Raw genomic sequence first — 1,525 nt, forward strand, 5'->3', positions numbered from 1 at the left:
TCAATAGGCTTAAACCAATTTATCAAAAACAAAGTGAAGTCGATTCATTTATGAGTCAAAGCTTTGATGTCTTTTTCCAAACAAAAGATGAGCATTTCTTTGGGCATATACCTAATACACAAAATATTCCTTTAACTTTCCAACAAGTTTTTAAAAAGAATAGCTATATTAAATAGATATGAAAAATTCGAAATAAAGCTAGATTTTACGATGGCTATTACCTTAGGCATAGCCATAAAATTACTGGTTTGATAAAAAGTTATACGTGTTTTTGCGAGAAACTTTCTTCATACTCCACATACCCATCTTCAATTGCAGGAATAATCTCTACAAACTCAAAGTAGGGCACTGTACAAAACTCAGAGTCTCGAATCGCATCAATCACAAAATAATAATCTTGCAAAGATGTCGTCTCAAACACAGCAATATCACTCGCTTTAGTGCTAAACGCTTCAACGTCATACCATCGAACTTTTACAGTCGGGTACTTCTCAAAAATAGGTTCAAGCTTTTGTGTACTAAACTCAGCCCGCTTTTCACGAGCTAAAGCCAACCAAGCAGGAAAAGCTCTTAAATGAATAAAAAAAGTATAGGTTCTAGACATAACCACTCCATGACTGAGCCGAGTTGAAGCTCAACTGAAAAGACAGCATTTGCTTGTCATATCAATATGACTCAGTCAGTATATGAGTGATTACTCACATTACATACTCGCATTTCGGCTCATGTCAGAAACACTTCCAGACCCACGTAAACGTCCGCGTCAAGCACGTTCAGTGGCTACCTTTGAAGCTATTTTAGAGGCGGCTGCTCGCATTTTAGAGTCATTAGGCTTTGCTGGATTTAACACTAATGCCGTGGCTGAACTTGCTGGTGTAAGCATTGGTAGCCTATATCAATACTTTCCATCTAAAGATGCTTTAATCGTTGAGTTAATTCGACGTGAGCGCACTAAACTCTCAAGTCGTATCGTTGAAGCTATACAGCAACATGAAGCCGCAGACTTAAAAGAAAAACTAAAACTCATCATACACGCTGCTGTACAACATCAATTGAGCCGCCCGCAGTTGGCACGAACACTAGAGTTTGCTTCCGAACTTATAGGAAAAGACACTGAGGAAAGTGAACTTCAACACGAGCTTGAAACCATAATTTCTGATCTGTTTATACGTTGTGGCATTTCACATGCACAGACAGCCGCGCAAGATGTGATTGCTTTAAGTAAAGGAATGATTAACGCCGCAGGCCTAGCTGGGGAAAGCGATTTAAATCATTTACAGCAGCGAGTTGAAAAAGCTGTATTTGGCTATTTAGAGCTATATTAAAGATTATTAATTTTGCTATAAAATAGCTTTTTTTATTTTATTAAATAATTATTTTTTTATTGGGGAATTTATGAAAGATGAAATTATGAGTAAAGCAGAGGTAAGTGCATTTACTTCGCTTTTTTTAGGTTTGGTGGGTTACTCTATTTTTATGTTTTATCTCCTTGCTAAACGAAGTAAAGGAATAAACTATTTTGATG

Annotated in this window: 2 protein-coding genes; one reads left to right on the top strand and one right to left on the bottom strand. The window is 36.7% G+C overall.

Features of this window, described 5'->3' with window-relative positions; all coding sequences use genetic code 11:
- Positions 1-259: 259 nt before the first annotated feature.
- Positions 260-604 carry a darcynin family protein gene (locus tag HUN22_RS16950; RefSeq protein ID WP_174731842.1) on the bottom strand — a complete coding sequence of 115 codons (345 nt, stop codon included), beginning with the start codon at positions 602-604 and terminating at the stop codon, positions 260-262.
- Positions 605-725: 121 nt separating this feature from the next.
- On the opposite strand from HUN22_RS16950, the gene HUN22_RS16955 reads away from it, so the two are divergent.
- Positions 726-1,325 (top strand): TetR/AcrR family transcriptional regulator, encoded by a 600-nt coding sequence (locus HUN22_RS16955; protein ID WP_174731844.1) that lies wholly within the window; start codon positions 726-728, stop codon positions 1,323-1,325.
- Positions 1,326-1,525 lie beyond the last annotated feature (200 nt).

Origin of the sequence: Acinetobacter lactucae (assembly GCF_013344765.1) — a bacterium.
GTDB lineage: Bacteria > Pseudomonadota > Gammaproteobacteria > Pseudomonadales > Moraxellaceae > Acinetobacter > Acinetobacter lactucae_A.